This is a genomic window from Pseudobutyrivibrio xylanivorans (genome assembly GCF_008935055.1).
Classification (GTDB): domain Bacteria; phylum Bacillota; class Clostridia; order Lachnospirales; family Lachnospiraceae; genus Pseudobutyrivibrio; species Pseudobutyrivibrio xylanivorans_A.
Window position 1 is genome coordinate 2,106,304 of the sequence record NZ_CP043028.1, and the last position, 20,118, is coordinate 2,126,421.

Sequence of the window (20,118 nt, forward strand, 5' to 3'; positions counted from 1 at the left end):
GATTATGCCAAACGAAAACGGAACCTGGATAATGTATGGGGTAGAGTGGGATGACCCAGAGTGCCTTCATACTGTGGATGATGCAATTGCATATATTAATGAGATTGGATTCTTGCCTTTATTCAAGAACGAGATTCCTGGCTTTTCGCTGGAGGAGCGTACTGTTCCTGAGTATTGGTGGAGTGGAGATACAGAGGTGGATCCGTGGGAGTGGCGAGAGATAATTGCCCGCCGTGGAGAAGTTGCTTATGGCAAATTCTTTGACAAGAAGGCAGGCTTTATTTCTAAAGAATGGCTCCCATATTTTGCAAATTATAGACGTGATGGCTATGATTTTGATTCTCTTTGGGAGGATGGCAAAGCTTCTCGCAGACAGAAAAAGATAATGGATTTATTTGAAGAGAATGATGAGCTATATTCTAACGAAATCAAAAAACTGGCAGGTTTTGGTAAAGGTGGAGAGAAGGGCTTTGATGGTACAATCACCGACCTTCAGATGAAGACATATCTTACGGTAAAAGATTTCCGTCAGCGCAAGAACAAACAGGGAGAAGCCTATGGTTGGCCAATTGCTATATATGCAACACCAGAAAATCTCTTTGGCTATGATTATGTAAGGAGTAGATATAAAGAGAATCCGTCTGATTCAAAAGAAGCTATAGCTAATCATATAAGAGATATTTACCCTATAGCTACAGAGAAGCAGATACAAAAAATAATAAAGTGATATAGAAAAGGGGGATAAAAATGGCGTTAATACAAGTAAACTACTTATCAAAAGCTTTATTCAGAGAGGTGCCTGTGAATGTGATACTTCCGGTGGATCGTTTTGATGCAGACACTAATAGATATCTAAATGGAAAAGATCGTAAGTACAAAACACTTTATCTCCTGCATGGTCTTTTAGGAAATTATACTGATTGGATTAGTCAGACCAGAATCCAAAAGTGGGCAGAAGAAAAGAATCTGGCGGTAGTAATGCCATCTGGTGATAATGCTTTTTATTTCAATTCCAGAACACCTTGGAATGATTATGGAACATTCATCGGAGAAGAATTGGTGGAAGTAACCAGAAGAATGTTTCCGCTCTCGGATAAGCGTGAGGATACCTTTATTGCAGGTCTTTCTATGGGAGGATTTGGTGCACTTCGAAATGGTATCGTATATTCGAAGAATTTTAGTCATGTTGCAGGATTATCTTCGGCAGTGCATATTTTCGAGGATACCTCAGAGGAAGCAAATATTGGACTGTTTGATAACATAGAAGAAGCTTCAAAGACCAACAAGAACCCTTGGGTGGCTGTAGAAGAAATGCTTTCTGAAAAGCGTCCTATTCCAATGTTTTACATGGCATGTGGAACAAAGGATGACTTAATGCCTGCAAATATTTCTTTCGCTAGAGTAAAATTTTTATCGGAAAATTAAACAAATAAAAAGAACATCCTTCTTTGTGATAAGATATTGGTTTGCGAAACAATACTAACAAGGGAGGATGTTCTTTTATGGAAGAAATTATAAAGTATTTCGCAGATGTTTTCATCACAAATTTATATGATGCTAAGATTGATTTTTATAAGAATCCACAATCGTTAGCTGAACTGGTCATTGCAACTAAGAAGGAAACAGATGAGTTGGGACGATTGTTCATTCAGTCTGTGCTGCAGGAAATGGATACACTTTTAAAGGAATTACCTAAGAGAAAACGCTTATGGAATGTAGAGCATAAGGCAGATGCCAGACAGGTTCTTACAACTCTTGGAAGAGTTACTTTTACAAGAGCACTATACGTTTCAAAGAACACTAATTCAGATGAGAAGGAAGAATTATGCTATCTGTTAGATAAGTTGATTGGTCTAGGCGATAATCAGCAGATGACAGAAGACGTTATGGCGAACATTTATAGTGAAGCTGTTCAGACTTCATATCGGAAGGCTGGTGAGGTAGCATCTATTCCTGAAGGGGTTACTAAAACAACTGTAAAAAATCTGCTTCATAAAACAAAATTCCCAAAGAATTTCCAGATTCCCGAAATTAAAAAGGAAGTGGATTATTTATATATAGATGCAGATGAGGATCACTATCATCTCCAGTTTAAGGATGTGCGTGGTGATTTGGAGTACAACGATTATGGCAGAAAGCTAAATGGTTCTATTAATAGGATTATCTACGTATTTGAAGGAATAGAGCCCGAAGCACCCAGAAGTAAACGAAATAGACTTGTTGGAACACACTATTTTTGTCGTGGAGATGAACAGGACAATAAAGAGTTATGGAAGGAAGTTTTTGATTATGTAGAGGCAACATATGATGTAGAAAAAATAAAGAAAATATATATAAATGCTGACGGAGGAGCATGGATAAAAACTGGATATAGAGGTTTAGCCAATGTAACATTTGTATTAGATGAATTTCATATATCAGAGCATGTTTCTAGAATGATTTCACACATGAAGGATTCTAAAGATGATGTAAGGATTGAAATATATAAAACGATAAGAAGCAAAACAAATGCTGATTTTCTAAAACTGGTTGATAGATTAAAAGAATACACTTCCTCAGAAAATATACTTGCAAAAATATCGGCATCAGCTGATTACATAAGTTCAAATTGGATGGCAGCTAAATATCGCTTAAGAAAACATGAAGGAGTGTTGGCTTGTTCGGCAGAAGGGCATGTATATCATGTGTTATCTAGTAGAATGAGTACGCAAGCGATGGGTTGGAGTAAACATGGAGCAAATCAGATGGCTCGTCTGCGTGAGTATTATTATAACGATGAAGACATGCTTGAACTTGCAAAATTCCAAAAAGAAGAACTGCCGATGGCAGCGGGGGCAAAAGAAGTTATATTGACTGCTAATGATGTCCTGGCATCAGAAAAAAACAAGAGAAGTCAGCTATTGCGAGAATACGGTAAATATTCAGAGGCAATTCATTCAAGCATGAGTGTTCAAAATAGTAAGCAGCTATTGTTTATGTTGAATGGAAAGCTGTAAAAAGGGAACAACACCTGACGGTGTTGCCTTTAATAAACGTGCTTCGCACAAACCTAATCTTTCATTTGCTTGATTTACAGTGTATCTGCCCAGAAATGGGAGTCAAGGATGCTACGCACCTAAGGCTGAAGTCCTTGACACCCATTTCAAGGCAGATAAAATATCAACAAGCAAACGAAGGATTAATTGTCGTACAAAAAAGTACGGCTTTTAAACCAAAATCAGAGGCCTGCGGAGCAGGGCTTCCTTTTAGAATAGAAAAATAGTAAGATAATCACAAATCTAATTCTTGTCACAAAAACACAGGGATAGTCTTTTCTGTGATTTCCGAGTACAAATTTACGCTGCCATTTCTTTCAGAAATTATTTACAGGAGAAAGGTATTGAGGTAACCTGGGATGAAGATGATTACGGTCATGACTGGGATTTTTGGGATAGTCAGATTAAGAAGGTTCTAGATTGGTTGCCTTTAGAATAAAATACCTGGAGGAGAGTTGGTATGAGGACTGTGATTACATAGAAATCGACACAACTGATTTGGACCTGAATACAGTGTCATTTACTTATGGGGATTCCCATCCCACCTTCAGTGATAAGGTAAATGATGGAAAAGAATATAGAAAGAAGCTCTATACATATGATGAGATTCTTAAATTAATAGATAAGTATGGATTACCTCAGGATTGGAATCCTGATGGTGAATTTGGACCAGAGAGATATATAGAAGTTCATGTGTGGAGTGACAGAGGGATAAAACAATGAGTATTACAGTAAATTTAAGATACAAAGGTGTAAATGGTGCAGCGAAGAAATTTGCTGAGGAGATGATTTGGTCCTGCGTCAAGATTTAGTACAAATTAAAATGAGCGGTTCTGTCAGTTAAGCAACTGACAGAGACTTCACCCTTTCATACAATTTTTCATATTCATCAGGAGACAAGTAGTCGCAGTGACTATGAATCCTGACGGTGTTATAGAATGCTTCTATATATTCAAATACAAGCATATAAGCATGCCTGTAATCGGTGATGTTAAATCTATTAAGCCATTCTCTTTTGATTAAAGAATGGAAGGATTCGATGCAGGCGTTGTCATAAGGATAGCCGCTATGCGAGTAGCTGCGCTGCATCTTTTTCGTAGCTTCTTGCCAGGCCTTTGAAACATACTGACTACCACGGTCAGAGTGGATAATTAAAGGTAAATCGGTATTGCGTCTAGCCTTAGCTTTTTCAATAGTTTCAATGACTGTAGAAACCTCCATGGTTTCTGCAAGAGTCCAGGCAATGATTTTCCTGGCAAATAAGTCCATGACACAGTTCAGATATACGAATCCGTTCTGAGTCCAAATATATGTAATATCAGTGCACCAAACAGCGTTTGGGCGGTCTGGATTGAATTGTTCATCAAGTATGTTGTGAAGCTCTTTACTAAAATCAGAGTCTCTGGTTGTAGTAGTCCAAGGCTTCACCCACTGGGCTTTAATGCCCATTTCGCGCATGTATAAACCTACAGTGCGGGTAGATATGGTTTCGCCAGAATCACGAAGTTTCTTAGCTATTTTAGGGGCTCCGTAGTTCTGTTTAGAATCATCATAAATCTTCTGGATTTTCTTTTTTATCGAATCTTTTCGTTGTTTTGTAGTTGAAACTTTACGATTAAGAAAAGAACGATATCCAGAGCGAGACACACCTAAAAATTTCAGCATTCCAGAAGTAGAAACACGGTGTCCTGTAACTTTAGATGCCTCTACCTTTGCAGAAACTTCTGTATAGATAGCTTCTGTTAGTCTTTCCCCAGAATGCTGATGGCTTTTTTTAACACATCAAGTGCATCCTGAGCATCACGCAACTCTCGTTTGAGACGAGCAATTTCTTTAGCTTCGTCTGATTCATAATTGCCAGATCCTCTGACGGGAATATCACCGTCATGGTCTCTATACTGGGCTTCCCAGCGAGCTAAGGTGCTAACACCTATTCCTAGATTCTTGGCGCATTCAGCTTGGGTTAAATCAGGATGTTCTCTACGATAGTTGATAGCATCCAACTTGAATTGCTTGCTGTGTTGTTTTCTTTGACGTGACATAATGAGTTCCTCCATTTGTTGATTATACAATACTTGAAGGGGATATCTCATTTTGTTTTGTACTATTTAGATGCTAACACTAATTAGAAGTGGAACTGTTGATGCCATTAGAAATGAAAGTGGAAATCTCCGCTATGAATATTACATTGCTTTGGATGATCCAGAGACTGTTCTTTTGATTGATAGTTGGAAGAATCAGGAATCAATAGACATTCATCACGCATCTCCTATGATGGGCAAGATAATGGAGCTCAGAGAAAAATACGACCTTCACATGACAGTGGAGAGATATGTTTCGGATGATACTATGCCTGATAGAGATGAGTCATTTATAAGAAAATAATCAAATAATATTAGAGAGACTAGAAGGATAATAATGATATGGCATCATGGATGGTACACCTTAGGATAGCAGATGAACTGTTGAACAGAATTGATGATTTGGATGAGACTGCTTTTGTATTGGGAAATATTGCGCCGGACAGTGGTGTTCCAAATGAGGATTGGTCGGTATTTACACCACCTACAAATGTAACTCATTTCAAGACAAAGCCAGAGGAGAGAACCTTTATTGACATAGATAAATTTATTACAGAATATTTCTCGTCAGAGGCAATAAATGGTTATACCCAAAAGGAATATTCATTTTTCCTTGGCTACTATACTCATCTTTTGACTGATATTGAGTGGTCAAAAATGGTTAGGGAAGAGGGAGTAACTGAAGAGAACGCTGCAAAGGAAGGCATGTCTTATCAGGATTTCATCTGGAAAAATAAGGAAGACTGGTATGATCTTGATTTCCGTTATTTGGCGGACAATCCAGAGTTTAGAACATTTCGTATATACGAAAATGCAGATGATATAACAAATGTTTATATGGATATATTTGCAAAGGATGCTTTTGAAAATAGACGTGAATATATATGCGGCTACTATCGTAGTGATGACCATGGTGACCTTTATAGAGACTACAAATATCTCTCAAAAGAAAGATATGACAGTTTTGTAGATGAAGCAGTTGATATTATCAAGAAGTTAATTTAACGAATTACTAAAAGTAGAGGGCAGAATAATGAATAACACTTACAAAGAAGCACTAGAATTTTGGAATAATGCATTTGAAATGGATGATGATGCAAAGAATGAATATAAGCAGGAGTATGATCCTGTGGATGGTTGGAAAGAATTATGTACATCAGCTAAACTGCAAAAAGTTATTATTGAGCAGCTTGCGGATCAGAATAGAGTTTTGGATTATGGATGTGGCGAAGGCTGGGCTGGAATAACTATAAATAAGTCAGGCTGTAAGGATGTAACCTGTGTTGATGTTGGTGAAAATGCAATTGAGCTTTGCAAATGCTTTATGAATCATTTCAACATAGAAAAAGGCCTTAGAGCAGAATGTGTTTCAACTGACTGGCTAAAGAATGAACCTGCAGAATCATATGATGGCATCTTTTGCAGTAATGTTGTAGATGTTTTGCCAGCTGATGTAGCTTTGGATATCATAAAGAATTTTGCAAGAATAACTACCAAGGATGCCAAGCTTGTTATTTCTATGAATTTTTATGCTGAGCCTGTCAGTAAGCCGGAGAAAAAAATAGAATTCAAAAATGAGAATGAAATGTATGTAAATGGAATTCTCAGAATGATTTCAAGAACAGATGAGGAATGGTCGGAGATTTTTAGCCAGTTCTTTAATGTTGAAGAAATAACATATTTCGCCTGGGATGGGGAAGACGAGGAGACTCGAAGAATTTTTGTTATGAGTAAGAAATAGGGAGGACACCATGAGCAGCGACAAAAAGTATTTATTTGAAACAGAGAGATTAGGATTTCGCCATTGGAATGAGGATGATGCAGAGGTCCTTTTTAGTATGGCAAAGGAGCCAGAGGTAGGACTTCCTTGTGGTTGGCCTGCACATACAAACATAGAAGAAAGTGTTAATGTAATAAATAATGTTTTCACTAATGCAGAAAATTATTGCTTGTGTCTGAAGGAGACAGGAAAGCCAGTTGGTACAGCGGATTTAATGTTCCACTTTGATAATGATACTGAGTGTGAGTTGGGTTATTGGCTTGGAAAAGAATACTGGGGACAGGGGCTTATGCCTGAGGCCTGTACAGAGCTTCTCCGTAGAGCATTTGAAGACTTATATGTTGAAAAGGTATGGTGTGGCTACTATCAAGGAAATGAAAAATCTAAGAGAGTTCAGGAAAAGCTTGGCTTCAAGTATCATGATACTCAGGAGAAGGTGAAGCTTCAGCTTTTAGATGAAGTTAGAACAAATATCATGAATCTGATGACAAAGGAAGATTGGTTGAAATTGGTTAATTGTTAGGAGTAAATTAATGGGATTTTTTTCAGAGATTGATGGAGAATTAAAACCATCCGATGATTATTTGGCAAACCATACACTGGAAGGCTATGAAGATGGCGACATGGAGCATGATGATTACGAAGTTGAGGATGATGATGTCGCCATGTCTGTTATGCGAAAATGCAAGGATTGTGGAAAGGCATTTACTTTATCTGGCGCAATAAAGGAGTTTGATTCCTATTTTGATGGCGAGTTCTTTTATATGGAAGAATTTGTTGGTCAGCTTTGTGGCAAGTGCGCCATAGCTGAGATAGAAGAGGAGTTTTAGGAAAAAGCTAGGCTTAGCTGAAGGGGAGAATATGGAAATTGAGAAAACTAAAGGAGAAACAAAATGACTTGGAAAACAGTTAATTTACATTTAATGAAAGGAAATGTTTTATCTCCTTATTCTTTATAAATTAGCAAAGATTAAGGAGATCAAAATGAATACAAATAAAGCTAGAAATCAGATTACTAAACTATATTTTATTGATGGAATTGGGGGATTGATGATTGCTGGAGCCTCTTGGGTGGCATTACTTGCCGCAAGAGGATTTTCCACAGTTGAGATTGGATTATTTGAAAGCATATTTCATGTCACGAGCATGATCTTTGAGGTGCCTTCAGGGGCAGTGGCAGACGTATTTGGCCGTAAGAAGGTTATGATTACAGCCAGCGTAATGGCTATTATTTCATCCATCCTGATGATATTCACAAACACCTTCGCCGGTATATCAGTTGCTATGGTATTTTCCGCCCTAAGCTATAACTTGGCATCAGGTACAAGAGAGGCGCTTGCTTACGACAGCCTAAAGGAAGCAGGCATTGAAAATGAGTACAGCAAGTTCGCTTCTAACGACATGGTGATTTATCGCCTAACTAGTTCATTAGGCACCCTTATGGCTGGAATAGCTCTAATGCTTGGATATAAGAAGGCGAATGCCTTGGACATCCTTATGGCCATAGCAGCAATTCTAATTGGAATCACATTGATGGAACCAAAGAGTGAGTTAAGCCATCACACCAGTGTCAGCGCCCGTTTTAAAGAGGTGGCTCTAGAGAGTGTCAGATTCATCAAAGAGAATCGTAAGGCAATACTAATCATCATATTCAATGCATTTATAGGCGCTGTGGCGACACTTATAGTTTTCTTCTTACAGGCAAAATTGCCACAGCTTGGAATCAAAACTATCTGGCTTGGGCCAGCATTATTTTCAGTAGGTCTAGGTTCTGTCATTGGCGCAAAGGCAATAGAATACTGTACGTATTTACGATACAAATATGCCAGCCTATTTGCCGTCATAGGAATCGCCATAGCCTTCGGCTCAATCTTCACAGGCAGTATTGCCCTGACGATGCTTGGTGCTTTCGTAGGAGGCTTTGCCGACAGCTTTATAGAAGTACGCTCAGATGTTGTATTAAACAATATGATTCCCTCCAGCCAGAGAGCAACGCTTATGTCAATCAATTCATTCACCTTTTCCGTTATAATGATTATTTTGTCACCTGTTTTTGGATGGATTTTTTCTTAGGAGAATAAAATGGACAGACCGATACTTAGAAATAAATTGTATCTCTATTTGACGGAGTTTTTTGCGGGGATGTCAGTAATGGCAGTAGAATTAGGCGCTAGTAGGTTACTGGCGCCATATTTCAGCGCATCACAAATTGTGTGGACTATTATCATTGGTACGATAATGATTGCTATGGCACTGGGAAATCTTTATGGAGGCCGTATGGCGGATAAGGACCCAAATCCTGATAAGTTATATAAGCGCATTATCATTGCTGCCATATGGATAGCTGCTATACCAGTTGTGGGAAAATATGTTATTTTAGCTATATCTGCGTTTATAATCTTTACCGTAAATACGAATTTTCTTGTCATTGCAGGATTTGCAGCCTGCATGATTATATTCGTATTTCCGTTATTCCTTTTAGGCACAGTGACTCCATCACTGGTGAAGTTTTCTGTGGACAGTCTTGATGATAGCGGAAGTGTGGTTGGTAAGCTCAACGCAAGCAATACCATCGGAAGCATTATAGGCACCTTTGTTCCTACTTTTATCAGCATTCCTGCAGTTGGTACTGCCATCACATTTCTGATATTTGCAGGAATTTTGCTTGCGCTTTGTATAGTGTATTTTGTTAGTTCTAAAATAAATTTTTCTCAGGCCAAGAGGGTTCCTGCTAGCATTGTGATATTTTTAGTCTGCTGCCTTCTTGGTCATAGCAATAGCTTTGCATTTTGGCAGACTAATCTAACATATGAAGGTGAATCAATTTACAATTATCTTCAGGTTCACGAGGAGGGCAATCAGGTCATCCTTTCCACCAATGTTCTTTTTGGCGTCCAGTCGGTGTATCAAAAGGACAAAGGTCCCACAGGTCTCTACTACGATTATGCTATGGCAGCTCTTTATATGACAGATGCCAAAGCCGCATCCCGTCCATCAGATGACCCTCTTCGCATTTTAATATTGGGAAATGGCAGTGGAACTTTTGCAACTCAGTGTGAGAGATATTACGATAACCTTGATATTACTGGTGTAGAGATTGACGAAAAGATTACGCAGCTTGCAAGGGATTATTTCGAGCTTCCTGAGGATGTACCAGTAATCACCTATGATGGTCGAGCTTATCTGAATGCCTCAAAGGATAAATATGATGTGATTATGGTTGATGCATATCAGGATATAACCATCCCATTTCAGATGTCTTCCAAAGAATTCTTTCAATTGGTGGCAGATCATTTAGATGAAGATGGAGTGATGGTTGTGAATTTGAATATGCGTAGCAACTCACCAGGAAACATCAATGATTATCTGGCGGATACCATAGGGGCAGTATTTCCGAATATCTATACAGCCGAGGTACTGGGCTGCACTAACAGGATTTTATATGCCAGCTTCAATCCACAGACGGAAGAAAATCTGGCTAATGCCATTGATAAAGAAACTGATGCAGACTTGTATTACATGATGTCTTTAGCACAGGTGGGCATGCAAAAATATAATCCAGGAAATCTCATTATGACTGACGATAAGGCTCCGGTGGAGCTCCTTGGAATGAAAGTTATAGATGAGTTGATTTCTGATGAGGTAGCATATTACAAAAAAATATTCAATGAAGAGGGAATAGAGGGACTTACTTCATTGATTTTAAGAGAGGTAAATTAATGATATATATAGGCTGTCACTTATCAGTGACTAATGGATATGAAGCAATGGGACGTCAGATGACTGAATTTGGCGGCAGCACCTTTGCATGGTTTACAAGAAATCCAAGAGGTGGAAAAGCAAAGGATATTGAAGCCTCCGATGTTGAAAAGCTACAAGCGATTCTTGAAAAAGAGAAGTTTGGAACACTTGTAGCCCATGCCAGCTACACTATGAATCTTTGCTCAGCAAAGCCAGAAACTAGGGCCAATGGTCTTGATATGCTTAAGCAGGATTTGCAGAGGATGGAGCAGGTTCCAAATCAGTATTACAATTTCCATCCAGGTTCTCATACAGGTCAGGGTGCTGAGGTAGGAATTCAGCAGATTGCAGATGGATTGAACCAATCGCTCTGGGCTGATATGAATACTACAGTGCTTCTCGAAACTATGGCTGGAAAAGGTTCTGAAGTGGGTAAGACTTTTGAAGAACTTCGAGAGATTATTGACCGCGTAGAGTTAAATGAAAAGCTTGGAGTATGTCTCGATACCTGCCACATCTGGGATGGTGGCTATGACATAGTAAATGATTTTGATGGAGTGCTGACAAAGTTTGATAAGGTGATTGGTTTGGACAGGCTTAAGGCCATTCATTTCAATGATAGTAAGAATGAATGCGGTGCTGCAAAGGATAGACATGAGAAGCTTGGACAGGGCTGCATTGGCATGGAGGCTATGAAACGAATCGCGCAGCATCCAGTTACCCAAAATCTTCCATTTATTCTTGAAACACCAAATGATGATGCCGGATATATCGAAGAAATAGCAACAGTGAAAAGCTGGTTTTAAGAGGTTGAAAAACCTCTTAAATTTTTTCTTGACTCTAACGTTACGTCATACTTTATATTAAAATCACACGGAGGGACAGACAGCAATGATGACAGTAAATGAAGTTAGCAAAATAGCGGGAGTGAGTATACGCACCCTGCAATACTATGATCAGATTGGTCTTTTGAAGCCGGCAGAGTATACAGAATCTGGTTATAGACTGTATGACGATACAGCGATGGAGAGATTGCAGCAGATTTTATTGTTCAGAGAGCTGGAGTTTCCACTGAAAGAGATTAAGGATATAGTGGATAATCCTGACTTTGACAGGGAAAAAGCACTAGACCAACAGATAGAGCTTTTGACCTTAAAGAAGGAGCACTTGGAAAACCTGATAGCTTTCGCCCGTGAAATCAAAACAACAGGAGGAAGGAAAATGGACTTTTCAGTATTTGATAATAGTAAAATTGAGGAATATGCAAAGAAAGCAAAGGAAGAGTGGGGCAATACAGCAGCTTATAAGGATTTTGAGAAGAAGTCTGCTGGCAGAACAAAGGAAGATGAGAAGCAGCTTTGGTCAGATTTCATGCAGCTGTTTGCAAAGCTTGGAGAGGTAAAAAATGATTCGCCAGATTCAGCCGCAGCACAGAGTATTGTTAAGGAGATTCAGAATTACATTTCTGAGCACTTCTATATGTGTGATAACAAGATTCTTCTTGGACTTGGGCAGGCATACGCCAGCGGAGGAGAGTTTACAGAAAACATTGATAAGGCTGGCGGAGCAGGCACAGGAGCCTTCGCTTTCGAAGCCATAAAAGCATATTGTAAGTAAGATTCATGGAGCCACATAGGTGGCTCCATTTTTTATGTAGGGCAAGGCCCTCTTTTTTCAAATCATTAAGTTGGACATTTTATTGGAGTGACGATTTTGAAAAAAGATAAAATCCACCTGCTATGCAGGTGGTGGGATGTTGCTTAAGCTTACAGAAAAATACCTCCAATGCTAGAATTACTATGGTTCGTCAGCCAAGTAAAAAGCAAAGGAGGCAGTCCCCAATGGACATGAATAGTTTATCACACACAAAGTGGGAGTGTAAGTATCACATAGTTTTTGCACCAAAGTACAGAAGAAAGGTTGCTTATGGTCAGCTAAAGGCTGATATAGCAAATATTCTCAGTACTTTATGTAAAAGAAAAGGTGTAGAGATAATTGAAGCAGAAATATGCCCAGATCATGTACATATGTTAGTTAGAATACCACCTAGCATGAGTGTATCGAGTTTTGTAGGATATCTTAAAGGTAAAAGTACACTTATGATATTCGAGAAACATGCAAATTTAAAGTACAAGTATGGGAATAGACATTTTTGGTGCCGAGGATATTATGTAGATACGGTAGGCAAGAATGCAAAGAAAATTGAAGAGTACATAAGGAATCAATTAAAAGAAGACTTAGAGTACGATCAAATGACACTCAAAGAGTATATTGACCCGTTCACGGGTGAGCCAGTAGTCAAAAACAGATAAGTAGAGCCCAAGGGGCTCGGTAGGTAAATGATGTTGCGGCTGGCGAACCTTTCGATGAGTCTTTAGACTCCAGTGCCGGTAACAAGCCCTTATAGGGCTAGAACAAACCACCGGCTAAGCCGGTGGTTTTGATTAGGAAAATATTGGTTTTAGGCTATTTTTTTGCCCAGAAAACATATATAGTAGAATAATAATTTATACTAGGGAGAAGAATAAGATGTTGGAGTGGATTAGAAAATCCAGCTTAAAGACGGCTGGTTTCATATCAGTTGCAATAGGACTGCTTACTATACTTGTTCATGTGCTGGTAATCACAGGGGTGCTACCTTATCTTTGGATAAATGGAGGTCGTTCGGAATCATTTGAAGCTGCTAAACAGACCTCTTTTTCATCAATTATAATCATTCTTGTAAGTATCGTAATTACGATAATAGCAAGTCAGATTATCCCAATCAAATTTAATAAGTTTTGGGGAATCGTGATATCAGTTTTCCTGATTGTTACATTACCATTGTCGTTCTTTGGGATTATTGAGCAGTTCCTTGGAACCATGTTTGAAAAATGTGTCATGTCCATTGTGACAATAGTTGGATTTATCGCTGATGCAAGAATTGCTTTTGAAAAGAGATGGTAGAAGACAAAGATACAGTTTTTTTTAGAATTTTCTTAAATAACACTGTATGTTTTGGTATAGAAAATTTTCTTATTTAGAATTACTACAGTGTTTTTGAGTTTTTTGAAAATAAAACTGTAGTAGAATTTATTATTATACTCTATAAATTATATATGTGGCATATTTAAGATGCTGAATAATGTAGCCAAGCAATGTAATACAGTGTTATTTGGGTTTTTACAAAAAAACACTGTATATGTAGAATCTGGAAAAAATATTTCTACAGTGTTTTCTTGAAATTTAACAAAAACACTGTAAAATAGGGAGTTTTTGTTTATATATAATCCTATATCTACGGGAGGTTTATTATGAAACTAATTGAACCAACAATGGAATATGCAAAGGAAATACAAGAATACAGACAGGCCTTCCTAGAATCTGGAGATTCCGTGGATGGCTGTGGTGGTCTTAGAAGATTTGAAAATTCACAGGACTGGATAGAGCAGGTGGAGTCTATGAATCAACAGTCTTCGAGCCAAATGAGAAGGTTAATTTAGAGAGGTATTGGATAGAGTTATAGGGGGAAACTATGGCAGATGTTTCATTGATAAAGGCAAATAAATCCGATATGCAAACTATTTGGATTATGTCAGAATATAGAAATAAGGGTTATGCCAGTGCTGCTATAAAAGCTGCAGAGGACATACATGGTGCTAATAACTGGATTTTTGGGTATTCCCTGAACATAGAGGAAATGTTATGAATAAAGAAGAAAAAAATGGTGTTACTTACATGACATTTGATTCACTTAAAAATGCTGGAGTGAAGCATGCTTTTTCAACCAGACTTGGAGGGGTAAGCAAAGGTGTATTTGAATCTCTGAACTTGCGCACTAACAGTGAAGATAATGTTGATAATATACATGAGAATTATAAGATAATGTGCAAAGCACTTGATATGAATTATGATAGCATGTGCTTTTCAATGCAGACTCATACAGCAAATGTAATTGTAGTAGATGAAAAGGATGCAGGAAATGGAATCACAAAACCTCTTCCCTATAAGGACGTGGATGGAATCGTCACAAATGTTAAGGACATGCCACTAGTCACAGCTCATGCTGATTGTGTGCCACTGTTTTTCTACGACCCAGTAAAGCGGGTAGTTGGCCTTTCACATTCGGGCTGGAAAGGAACCGTTGGAAAAATTGGCAAAGTCACTGTAGAAAAAATGACAGAAGCTTTTGATTCAAATCCAGAGGATATCTTGTGTGGAATCGGACCAAGCATCTGCAAAAACTGTTATGAAGTTAGTGCTGATGTGGCAGAGGCGTGTATTGAAGCGTTTGGAGAAGAGCAAAAATCTAAAATCCTTAGTAAGTCTTTATTTAATCCAACAGACAATAATAAATATATGCTTGATTTATGGGCAGCATGCAAAATCGCACTTATAGAGGCAGGTGTTCTAGAGGCACACATAGAAGTTACCGATTATTGCACCAGATGTCATCCTGATTTATTCTTCTCACATAGAGTGATGGGAGCTAATCGCGGAGGACAGGCAGCGTTTATTTCGCTGTAAATTTATAAAGTAACAGGAGAATAGGACACATGAAGAAGTTAAAACTAATCAATGAGGACTATCAAGGTCATGTGGATATAATGAGACATGCCTGCAGAGGCATTGTCATAAGGGATGGTAAAATTCTTTTAAGTTATGTAGAGAAATATGATAACTATATGCTTCCAGGTGGAGGCGTAGAGGGGGATGAGTCTTTAGAGGAATGCTGTGCACGTGAGCTTCTTGAAGAAACCGGTATTGTGGTAAGGCCAACAGAATATTACCTGGAAATAGAAGAATTATTCGATGTATGGCAGCATTTTAATCACTACTTTACCTGTGAGTTTGTAGAAGATATAGGAGTACTTAATCTTACAGAGGCTGAAAAGAATGCAAACTATAAGCATGTGTGGCTTCCTATAGATGAGGCTAAGCAGATTTTTGGAGAGTATGAGAAGTATCATCATACTGCGATTGAGCTTTATGGACTTTACCGCAGAGAGTATGAAGCTTTAAAGGCATTGGATGAAATAGAATAAAAGAATTTATGAGAGTATTGTGAAAAGCTTAAAGGTTGGCGCTATACCTTTCAGCCAGAGCTAGAAAAAAAGAGTTATAGGGGACTTGAAGGAAAAAATGACACTTGATGAATTAAGACTTGATATTGCAAAAGAACAGAAAAAGGGAATTCCTTTTATAGCAGCATCTATTATTCTTTGGGGACTGATTGCGATAGTTACTATACTTCAGATTCCTATTAAATCTATGAATATTTTAGTATTTTGTTGTTCGTGCCCATTGATGCCGCTAGCCATAATATTTGGAAAAATAGTCAAGGTGGATTTGTTTTCAAAAAAGAATCCACTTAGCAATGCGGGGTTATTGTTTACAATGAATCAAATGCTATATATCTTAATTGTTATGTGGGTATTTAGCGCTGTTCCAGAAAAAATGGTTATGGTATTTGCAATGGTTTTTGGCGCACATTTACTACCATATTCATGGCTGTATATTTCTAAGGCATATATTATTTTTGCAGTGGCTATACCAGTGATTTCACTGATACTTGGTGTGCTTTTTACCTCTACAGTAGTAGCATTATCAGTATGCTTATGTGAAGTGATATTTCTATTGATTTTAGTTTATGAAGTTAAGAAATTATAAGACTTATTCAATATAGAAAAGGGTAATATAATGATATTAATCGAAGAAATTCCAGTAGAAAATATAAACGAATTCTGGTCCATCCATTTAAAGTATTTAGTGGATGATGGAATTATAGACGATCCAGAGGATATAGAATATTTCTCAGGAGATGAATATAGAGATATTATCAAAGAGCATATGATTCGTAAATGCGATAAACATCATATGGTATATTTCAAAGAAGATAAGAATCGAATTGGAGCTGCCCAGTATAATACTTATCAGAGTGAAGATGGTAAGTGTTTTGTAATGGATTTTTGGGTATTCCCAGAACATAGAGGAAATGGTATGGGCCATAAATGCTTTGAGGCACTTGAAAAATATACTAAAGCAGATGGTGCTTCATACTATGAAATCAATAGTGAAAAAGAAGATTCCATCAGATTTTGGAAATCAATTGGATTTGTAGAAAATGGTACTGACGAATATGACATGCAGCTTTTTATAAAGCGTTAGGAGTATTAATGGTTATAATAATTACAGGTGCATCTCATGTGGGAAAAACTGTTTTGTCACAGAGGATGCTGGAAAAATATAAATATCCCTATGTATCAATCGACCATTTGAAAATGGGATTGATTAGAAGCGGGAACACAGAGCTAACACCAGAGGATGATGAACAGCTTGTAGGATATCTATGGCCTATTGTCAGGGAGATGATTAAGACTGCCATAGAGAACCAGCAGAATCTAATCATTGAAGGATGTTATGTTCCTTTTGATTGGAGAAAGGATTTTGATGAGCAGTATTTACAGGAGATTGCATTTATCTGCTTAGCCATGACAGATGAGTACATTGATTCTCATTTTGATGAGATATTGAATCATGCATTAGATATTGAGACTAGGCTAGATGATAGTGATTGCACGGTTGAAAGACTAAAAGCTGATAATAGACAAGTGATTTCGGAATATCAGAACGCTGGGGAGAAAGTAATCTTGATTGATGGGGATTATGAGCAGGTAATTAAGAGCTTGTTATGATTTATACAGTCAACTTACAGTTTTTTTTGAGATTTTTTGAAATAACACTGTATGTTTTGAATTTGAAAATAAAGACCATACAGTGTTTTTAGGTTTTTTTCCAAAATAACTGTAAAGCTTCTTTGAGTAATTCACTATTAGTAGAATGTGTTGTCTATTTGAACAGTGGTTTAATACAATTATGAGGACTTATACAGTGTTATTTCAATTTTTATGAAAAACACTGTATGATATTGATTTCAAAAAATTTTTCATACAGTGTTTTTGAGAAAAACTAACAGAAACACTGTATTATTTATGAACAGGGGAAAATATGAACCAAAAAGAAAGAATGCTTGCGAATCTTCCATATAAGGCATGGCTTGATGGCCTTAGTGAAGATCGCATGGAAAATAAAAAGAAGATATATAAGTACAACAACATGGAGCCTGATAAGCAGGGTGAAAGGGATAAGCTTATAAAAGAAATTCTGGGCAAGACAGGAGAATGCATAAATGTAGAAGCTCCTTTTCACTGCGACTATGGCTACAATATCGAGGTTGGAGAAAACTTCTTTGCCAATTACAACCTGGTGGTCCTTGATGTGGGAAAAGTCAAAATTGGGGATAACGCTCAGATAGCGCCAAATGTAGCCATATATACGGCAGGCCATCCAATTCATCCAGACTCTAGAAATTCAGGTTATGAATATGGTATAGATGTCACTATAGGCGATAATGTTTGGATTGGAGGAAATACCTGCATCATGCCAGGTGTGACCATAGGAAATAACGTGGTTATTGGTGGTGGAAGTGTTGTAAACAAAGATCTTCCAGATAATGTTATTGCAGTTGGGAACCCTTGTAAGGTGGTTAGGAAAATCACAGAAGCTGACAGGGATTTTTATTATAAAGATAGAAAGTTTGATGTAGCCGACTATATCCCAGAAGAGAAGTAAATGGAAAATAAGAACCTACTTAAAAACAAAATAGTGGTATGCCTCTTGGCAATTGTTTGTTGCCTGCTTTGGGGCAGTGCCTTTCCAAGTATAAAAATTGGTTACAGGCTTTTTGAAATCGATGCCAGCGATAGCATGTCACAGATTCTTTTTGCCGGAATCAGATTTTTTCTAGCGGGAATACTTGCTATTATTTTTGGCAGTCTTCTTCAGAAAAAGGTTTTGTATCCAAAGAAGGAATCATGGCGCATGGTATGTACACTCAGTCTGTTCCAGACCATTCTACAGTATTTCTTTTTTTACATGGGCCTGGCTCATGCATCAGGTGTGAAGTCATCTATTATCAATGGTATGAGCACCTTCTTCGCAATCCTTCTAGCTTGTCTTGTACGAAAGCAGGAGCGATTAACTACTAACAAGGTGGTAGGCTGCGTGCTTGGTGCTGTGGGAGTAATAATAGTAAGCCTTGCTGGTGGGAGCATAGGTGAGGGCTTTGCAATCAATGGCGAAGGATTCATCCTTGTGGCATCGGTGTCCTATGCCATCTCATCAGTGCTTATCAAGGAGTATTCCATCAAAGAAAATCCAGTAACCTTAAGCGGTTATCAGTTCATCATAGGAGGAATTGTTATGATGCTGGTTGGATTTTTGGCAGGTGGAAGGCTTTACATGACATCACTTGCAGGCATTCCACTTATCATTTACATGGCGTTGATTTCATCTGTAGCATATTCAATTTGGGGCATGCTTTTAAAGTACAATCCAGTATCGTCAGTTACAATATACGGATTTACGAATCCGATTTTTGGTGCATTGCTTTCAGCTATACTTTTGTCAGAGTGGAAGACAATTACAGCTCAGTATCTGGTGGCGCTTGTACTTGTAAGCCTTGGAATTTATATTGTAAATAGAGTAAATAATTAGCAACAAAAAAGCCTACTCCTCAAATACTTGAGGAAGTAGGCTTTTATATATATTCAGTTATTCTTCAAACATAAGGTCCATGGTACCTGTTTCAAATCCGCAGAGAACTTCTGCTGTCACATCCTTGTAGCTGTCTCCATCTGGTTCCTGATAGTTTAGGTAAAGAGTTTCACCTTTCCATTCAAGAGATGGTGTGATGGAAGGGTCCTCAGAGTGATACCAACGCACATAAGCGTGATTCATATTGTTGTCGTCACTATACAGATTGTCATTTAAAATCAGGCCGTAGGTACCTTCTTCTTTGCTTATGACACCATATACTTTGTATCTTCCTGTAGAATCCTCTGCCATTTTAATTATGGCATCAGCATTTTCTTTAAGTTCAGCAGTGCTGCTCCAATCAAGCGGCTCCTTATTTTCATCTGCATACTGCTCAACTATTCTATCAATAACTGAACTATAGTTGTAAGGTGAAGGTTGTACTTGACCACTTTCATCCTTTGTGTACTGGGCAACGATGTAGTCATCCCCAAGCATATACGTGAGCATATCCATGTTTCCGATTAGATCAAAAGCCTGGTTTGCGTTCTCATCCAACTCGTTATAAAGTGGCTTAACGCTATCATCCTTTTTCAAAAATACTTTTAGTTCATAAGGATAATCTGTTGTTTGAAGCTCAACACTATCATAGCTGTATCCTTCTGGGTACTTTTGGTTTGAAGCAATACCAACCACATTTGAATTGTCACCAATAAAATCGGTTCTGAATTGTTCCAGGTCTACAGTGGTTTCAGCTGTCTCAGTGACTTCAGGCTCAGCTGTTTCCTCAGTGGATGTAGTTGCAGGTGCTTCTGCCTTACCACAGGCTGTCAATGCTAGTGCTAGCATCATGCAAGTAAGTAATTTTTTGTTCATTTTAATTGTTTGCCTCCCCGTAAAATTTTAT

General features: G+C 37.9%; 27 protein-coding genes. 24 read left to right on the forward strand and 3 right to left on the reverse strand.

The window, feature by feature from the left end:
* Window positions 1-4 precede the first annotated feature (4 nt).
* From FXF36_RS09560 to FXF36_RS09580, 4 genes are all read left to right on the forward strand, one after another.
* On the forward strand, window positions 5-727 hold the full coding sequence (locus tag FXF36_RS09560) for an AlkZ-related protein (RefSeq protein ID WP_151623537.1): 723 nt from the start codon (window positions 5-7) through the stop codon (window positions 725-727).
* A 20-nt stretch (window positions 728-747) separates the two neighbouring features.
* Window positions 748-1,425 (forward strand): alpha/beta hydrolase, encoded by a 678-nt coding sequence (locus FXF36_RS09565; RefSeq protein ID WP_243143487.1) that lies wholly within the window; start codon window positions 748-750, stop codon window positions 1,423-1,425.
* A 77-nt stretch (window positions 1,426-1,502) separates the two neighbouring features.
* Window positions 1,503-2,996, forward strand: a complete 1,494-nt coding sequence (locus FXF36_RS09570) for an ISLre2 family transposase (RefSeq protein ID WP_151623539.1) — start codon at window positions 1,503-1,505, stop codon at window positions 2,994-2,996.
* A gap of 459 nt (window positions 2,997-3,455) precedes the next feature.
* Window positions 3,456-3,758 carry a hypothetical protein gene (locus tag FXF36_RS09580; RefSeq protein WP_174819739.1) on the forward strand — a complete coding sequence of 101 codons (303 nt, stop codon included), beginning with the start codon at window positions 3,456-3,458 and terminating at the stop codon, window positions 3,756-3,758.
* A 117-nt stretch (window positions 3,759-3,875) separates the two neighbouring features.
* Here FXF36_RS09580 and FXF36_RS09590 read toward each other — a convergent pair whose 3' ends face one another.
* Together FXF36_RS09590 and FXF36_RS09595 are read right to left on the reverse strand one after the other, a co-directional pair.
* Window positions 3,876-4,769: an IS3 family transposase gene (locus tag FXF36_RS09590; protein ID WP_151623541.1), complete on the reverse strand. Its 894-nt coding sequence runs from the start codon at window positions 4,767-4,769 to the stop codon at window positions 3,876-3,878.
* A gap of 8 nt (window positions 4,770-4,777) precedes the next feature.
* On the reverse strand, window positions 4,778-5,077 hold the full coding sequence (locus FXF36_RS09595) for a transposase (RefSeq protein WP_151623543.1): 300 nt from the start codon (window positions 5,075-5,077) through the stop codon (window positions 4,778-4,780).
* A gap of 70 nt (window positions 5,078-5,147) precedes the next feature.
* Between FXF36_RS09595 and FXF36_RS09600 the strand changes: the two genes are divergently transcribed.
* The 20 genes from FXF36_RS09600 (at window position 5,148) to FXF36_RS09695 (ending at window position 19,172) form a co-directional block, all read left to right on the forward strand.
* The gene (locus FXF36_RS09600; protein WP_151623545.1) at window positions 5,148-5,420 is read left to right on the forward strand and encodes a putative quinol monooxygenase; all 273 of its coding nucleotides are present in this window, start codon (window positions 5,148-5,150) and stop codon (window positions 5,418-5,420) included.
* 38 nt (window positions 5,421-5,458) lie between these two features.
* Window positions 5,459-6,121: a zinc dependent phospholipase C family protein gene (locus FXF36_RS09605; RefSeq protein WP_151623547.1), complete on the forward strand. Its 663-nt coding sequence runs from the start codon at window positions 5,459-5,461 to the stop codon at window positions 6,119-6,121.
* Between the two features lie 28 nt (window positions 6,122-6,149).
* Window positions 6,150-6,857 (forward strand): class I SAM-dependent methyltransferase, encoded by a 708-nt coding sequence (locus FXF36_RS09610; protein WP_151623549.1) that lies wholly within the window; start codon window positions 6,150-6,152, stop codon window positions 6,855-6,857.
* A gap of 10 nt (window positions 6,858-6,867) precedes the next feature.
* A complete protein-coding gene (locus tag FXF36_RS09615; RefSeq protein WP_151623551.1) occupies window positions 6,868-7,419 on the forward strand; it encodes a GNAT family N-acetyltransferase in 552 nt (183 codons plus the stop codon).
* A gap of 10 nt (window positions 7,420-7,429) precedes the next feature.
* Entirely contained in the window at window positions 7,430-7,726 is a 297-nt protein-coding gene (locus FXF36_RS09620; RefSeq protein ID WP_072916218.1) for a hypothetical protein, read from the forward strand.
* A 154-nt stretch (window positions 7,727-7,880) separates the two neighbouring features.
* Complete coding sequence (locus FXF36_RS09625; RefSeq protein ID WP_151623553.1) at window positions 7,881-8,969, forward strand: MFS transporter; 1,089 nt, start codon at window positions 7,881-7,883, stop codon at window positions 8,967-8,969.
* A 9-nt stretch (window positions 8,970-8,978) separates the two neighbouring features.
* Window positions 8,979-10,616 (forward strand): spermidine synthase, encoded by a 1,638-nt coding sequence (locus FXF36_RS09630; protein ID WP_151623555.1) that lies wholly within the window; start codon window positions 8,979-8,981, stop codon window positions 10,614-10,616.
* Complete coding sequence (locus FXF36_RS09635; protein ID WP_151623558.1) at window positions 10,616-11,443, forward strand: deoxyribonuclease IV; 828 nt, start codon at window positions 10,616-10,618, stop codon at window positions 11,441-11,443. The genes FXF36_RS09630 and FXF36_RS09635 overlap by 1 nt, the downstream gene beginning before the upstream one ends.
* 85 nt (window positions 11,444-11,528) lie before the next feature.
* A complete protein-coding gene (locus tag FXF36_RS09640; protein WP_151623560.1) occupies window positions 11,529-12,254 on the forward strand; it encodes a MerR family transcriptional regulator in 726 nt (241 codons plus the stop codon).
* A gap of 224 nt (window positions 12,255-12,478) precedes the next feature.
* Complete coding sequence (gene tnpA / locus FXF36_RS09645; protein WP_151622340.1) at window positions 12,479-12,949, forward strand: IS200/IS605 family transposase; 471 nt, start codon at window positions 12,479-12,481, stop codon at window positions 12,947-12,949.
* A 217-nt stretch (window positions 12,950-13,166) separates the two neighbouring features.
* Entirely contained in the window at window positions 13,167-13,583 is a 417-nt protein-coding gene (locus FXF36_RS09650; RefSeq protein WP_151623562.1) for a hypothetical protein, read from the forward strand.
* A gap of 347 nt (window positions 13,584-13,930) precedes the next feature.
* Window positions 13,931-14,119 carry a hypothetical protein gene (locus FXF36_RS09655; protein ID WP_151623564.1) on the forward strand — a complete coding sequence of 63 codons (189 nt, stop codon included), beginning with the start codon at window positions 13,931-13,933 and terminating at the stop codon, window positions 14,117-14,119.
* Between the two features lie 32 nt (window positions 14,120-14,151).
* Window positions 14,152-14,325, forward strand: a complete 174-nt coding sequence (locus FXF36_RS16480) for a GNAT family N-acetyltransferase (protein WP_174819741.1) — start codon at window positions 14,152-14,154, stop codon at window positions 14,323-14,325.
* Window positions 14,322-15,143 carry a peptidoglycan editing factor PgeF gene (gene pgeF, locus FXF36_RS09665; protein WP_151623566.1) on the forward strand — a complete coding sequence of 274 codons (822 nt, stop codon included), beginning with the start codon at window positions 14,322-14,324 and terminating at the stop codon, window positions 15,141-15,143. The genes FXF36_RS16480 and pgeF overlap by 4 nt, the downstream gene beginning before the upstream one ends.
* A 29-nt stretch (window positions 15,144-15,172) precedes the next feature.
* The gene (locus tag FXF36_RS09670; RefSeq protein WP_151623568.1) at window positions 15,173-15,661 is read left to right on the forward strand and encodes an NUDIX hydrolase; all 489 of its coding nucleotides are present in this window, start codon (window positions 15,173-15,175) and stop codon (window positions 15,659-15,661) included.
* A 97-nt stretch (window positions 15,662-15,758) separates the two neighbouring features.
* Window positions 15,759-16,286 carry a DUF7010 family protein gene (locus FXF36_RS09675; protein WP_151623570.1) on the forward strand — a complete coding sequence of 176 codons (528 nt, stop codon included), beginning with the start codon at window positions 15,759-15,761 and terminating at the stop codon, window positions 16,284-16,286.
* Window positions 16,287-16,316: 30 nt separating this feature from the next.
* Window positions 16,317-16,784, forward strand: coding sequence for a GNAT family N-acetyltransferase (locus tag FXF36_RS09680; protein ID WP_151623572.1), 468 nt, complete (start codon window positions 16,317-16,319; stop codon window positions 16,782-16,784).
* Window positions 16,785-16,792: 8 nt separating this feature from the next.
* On the forward strand, window positions 16,793-17,311 hold the full coding sequence (locus FXF36_RS09685) for a P-loop NTPase family protein (protein WP_151623574.1): 519 nt from the start codon (window positions 16,793-16,795) through the stop codon (window positions 17,309-17,311).
* A gap of 313 nt (window positions 17,312-17,624) precedes the next feature.
* Window positions 17,625-18,248, forward strand: a complete 624-nt coding sequence (locus tag FXF36_RS09690) for a sugar O-acetyltransferase (RefSeq protein ID WP_151623576.1) — start codon at window positions 17,625-17,627, stop codon at window positions 18,246-18,248.
* Window positions 18,249-19,172, forward strand: coding sequence for a DMT family transporter (locus tag FXF36_RS09695; RefSeq protein WP_151623578.1), 924 nt, complete (start codon window positions 18,249-18,251; stop codon window positions 19,170-19,172).
* 57 nt (window positions 19,173-19,229) lie between these two features.
* On the opposite strand, the gene FXF36_RS09700 is transcribed toward FXF36_RS09695, so the two are convergent.
* Entirely contained in the window at window positions 19,230-20,087 is an 858-nt protein-coding gene (locus tag FXF36_RS09700) for a DUF4825 domain-containing protein (protein WP_151623580.1), read from the reverse strand.
* Window positions 20,088-20,118: the final 31 nt, after the last annotated feature.

Excerpts from the sequence above, each read along its gene's own strand:
- FXF36_RS09560 (WP_151623537.1), top strand. The coding sequence starts at position 5 with ATGCCAAACGAAAACGGAACCTGGATAATGTATGGGGTAGAGTGGGAT.
- FXF36_RS09565 (WP_243143487.1), top strand. The coding sequence starts at position 748 with ATGGCGTTAATACAAGTAAACTACTTATCAAAAGCTTTATTCAGAGAG.
- FXF36_RS09570 (WP_151623539.1), top strand. The coding sequence starts at position 1,503 with ATGGAAGAAATTATAAAGTATTTCGCAGATGTTTTCATCACAAATTTA.
- FXF36_RS09595 (WP_151623543.1), bottom strand. The coding sequence starts at position 5,077 with ATGTCACGTCAAAGAAAACAACACAGCAAGCAATTCAAGTTGGATGCT.
- FXF36_RS09600 (WP_151623545.1), top strand. The coding sequence starts at position 5,148 with ATGCTAACACTAATTAGAAGTGGAACTGTTGATGCCATTAGAAATGAA.
- FXF36_RS09605 (WP_151623547.1), top strand. The coding sequence starts at position 5,459 with ATGGCATCATGGATGGTACACCTTAGGATAGCAGATGAACTGTTGAAC.
- FXF36_RS09610 (WP_151623549.1), top strand. The coding sequence starts at position 6,150 with ATGAATAACACTTACAAAGAAGCACTAGAATTTTGGAATAATGCATTT.
- FXF36_RS09615 (WP_151623551.1), top strand. The coding sequence starts at position 6,868 with ATGAGCAGCGACAAAAAGTATTTATTTGAAACAGAGAGATTAGGATTT.
- FXF36_RS09620 (WP_072916218.1), top strand. The coding sequence starts at position 7,430 with ATGGGATTTTTTTCAGAGATTGATGGAGAATTAAAACCATCCGATGAT.
- FXF36_RS09625 (WP_151623553.1), top strand. The coding sequence starts at position 7,881 with ATGAATACAAATAAAGCTAGAAATCAGATTACTAAACTATATTTTATT.
- FXF36_RS09630 (WP_151623555.1), top strand. The coding sequence starts at position 8,979 with ATGGACAGACCGATACTTAGAAATAAATTGTATCTCTATTTGACGGAG.
- FXF36_RS09635 (WP_151623558.1), top strand. The coding sequence starts at position 10,616 with ATGATATATATAGGCTGTCACTTATCAGTGACTAATGGATATGAAGCA.
- FXF36_RS09640 (WP_151623560.1), top strand. The coding sequence starts at position 11,529 with ATGATGACAGTAAATGAAGTTAGCAAAATAGCGGGAGTGAGTATACGC.
- tnpA (WP_151622340.1), top strand. The coding sequence starts at position 12,479 with ATGGACATGAATAGTTTATCACACACAAAGTGGGAGTGTAAGTATCAC.
- FXF36_RS09650 (WP_151623562.1), top strand. The coding sequence starts at position 13,167 with ATGTTGGAGTGGATTAGAAAATCCAGCTTAAAGACGGCTGGTTTCATA.
- FXF36_RS09655 (WP_151623564.1), top strand. The coding sequence starts at position 13,931 with ATGAAACTAATTGAACCAACAATGGAATATGCAAAGGAAATACAAGAA.
- FXF36_RS16480 (WP_174819741.1), top strand. The coding sequence starts at position 14,152 with ATGGCAGATGTTTCATTGATAAAGGCAAATAAATCCGATATGCAAACT.
- pgeF (WP_151623566.1), top strand. The coding sequence starts at position 14,322 with ATGAATAAAGAAGAAAAAAATGGTGTTACTTACATGACATTTGATTCA.
- FXF36_RS09670 (WP_151623568.1), top strand. The coding sequence starts at position 15,173 with ATGAAGAAGTTAAAACTAATCAATGAGGACTATCAAGGTCATGTGGAT.
- FXF36_RS09675 (WP_151623570.1), top strand. The coding sequence starts at position 15,759 with ATGACACTTGATGAATTAAGACTTGATATTGCAAAAGAACAGAAAAAG.
- FXF36_RS09680 (WP_151623572.1), top strand. The coding sequence starts at position 16,317 with ATGATATTAATCGAAGAAATTCCAGTAGAAAATATAAACGAATTCTGG.
- FXF36_RS09685 (WP_151623574.1), top strand. The coding sequence starts at position 16,793 with ATGGTTATAATAATTACAGGTGCATCTCATGTGGGAAAAACTGTTTTG.
- FXF36_RS09690 (WP_151623576.1), top strand. The coding sequence starts at position 17,625 with ATGAACCAAAAAGAAAGAATGCTTGCGAATCTTCCATATAAGGCATGG.
- FXF36_RS09695 (WP_151623578.1), top strand. The coding sequence starts at position 18,249 with ATGGAAAATAAGAACCTACTTAAAAACAAAATAGTGGTATGCCTCTTG.
- FXF36_RS09700 (WP_151623580.1), bottom strand. The coding sequence starts at position 20,087 with ATGAACAAAAAATTACTTACTTGCATGATGCTAGCACTAGCATTGACA.